Source organism: Sphaerisporangium sp. B11E5 (assembly GCF_039871875.1).
GTDB lineage: Bacteria > Actinomycetota > Actinomycetes > Streptosporangiales > Streptosporangiaceae > Sphaerisporangium.
On the sequence record NZ_JBDPMD010000112.1, the window covers coordinates 1 to 1,427 of the forward strand.

1 protein-coding gene is annotated in these 1,427 nt (G+C 70.1%); it reads right to left on the bottom strand.

The features are described 5' to 3' along the window. A partial coding sequence (locus ABGB17_RS38750; RefSeq protein WP_347639378.1) for an amino acid adenylation domain-containing protein occupies window positions 1–1,427 on the bottom strand: 1,427 nt, incomplete at both ends.

The window sequence follows — 1,427 nt, forward strand, 5'->3', positions numbered from 1 at the left end:
TCGGTGAACAGTTCGGCGAGGGTGGTCTCCAACGGGGTGCGGGGGGCGCGTCCGCCGGTGGTGGCGGGTGTCTGGGGGGTGGGGAGCGCGGCGCGGTCCACTTTCCCGTTGGGTGACATCGGCAAGGAGTCCAGCACCACGAACACCGCGGGCACCATGTAGTCGGGGAGCCTCTCCTCGGTGTGCCGGCGAAGCACGTCGGCGTCGACCTCGCCGGCCACCACGTACGCCACCAGCCGCTGGTCGCCCGGCCGGTCCTCGCGCGCGACGACGGTCACCTGACGCACCTGCGGATGGAGAGAGAGGCAGTTCTCGATCTCTCCCAGCTCGATGCGGAAGCCCCGGAGTTTGACCTGGTGGTCGACGCGGCCGAGGAAGTCGAGTGTTCCGTCGGGGAGTCGGCGTGCGAGGTCTCCGGTGCGGTAGAGGCGGGTGCCGGGGGTGCCGTGGGGGTCGGCGGTGAAGCGTTCGGCGGTGAGGGCGGGGCGGTCGTGGTAGCCGCGGGCGAGTTGGTCGCCGGCGATGTACAGCTCGCCGGGGACGTTCGGGGGGACCGGCCGCAGGTGGCGGTCCAGCACGTACACCCGTGTGTTGCGGATCGGGCGCCCGAGGGTGACCTGATCGCCGTCCGTCAGCTCGGTGGAGGTCGCCCAGACGGTGGCCTCGGTCGGACCGTACATCACGGTCACTCCCGCACTGTTGCCGCACATCAACGCGGCCACGTCCGGCGGGAGCCGTTCACCGCCGACGATCATCCGGACCCCGGCCATCGCCGGCAGCGTGGCGACCGTGTGCCACCAGGACGGCGTCCCCTGCACGACCGTGACGCCGTGTCTCTCGACCCACTCGCCGATCTGGCCCGGGTTCCGCACCACGTCACGGGGAGCGATCACGACGGACGCGCCCGCGAGAAGCGGCGCGTACAGCTCCAGGGCCGCGATGTCGAAACCCACCGTGGTGATCGCGAGGATCCGGTCGTCCGGGGTGAGCTTCAACCGGGCGTCCATGTCGCCCAGGAAGTTGTCCAGGGACCGCCTGCTGATCATGACACCTTTGGGCTTGCCTGTGGAGCCTGAGGTGTAGATGAGGTAAGCGGTGTTGTCGGGCGCGGCGGGGGAGCCGGGGTTGGTGACGGGGTGGCCGGTCGTCGTGGTGGTGTCGAGGTGGAGCGTGGGGGTGGTCGTCGCGGGGAGGGTTGTTGTGGTGGTGGTGAGGAGGAGGGTGGGGTGGGCGTCGTCGAGGAGGAGGTTGATGCGGTTGGGGGGGTAGTCGGGGTCGATGGGGAGGTAGGCGGCGCCGGTTTTGAGGGTGGCGAGCAGGGCGGTGAGGAGGTGGGTGGAGCGGGGGATGGCGAGGGCGATGTATTTCTCGGGGCCGGCGTCGTGGGTGAGCAGGTGGTGGGCGAGTTGGTTGGCTTGTTCGTTGAG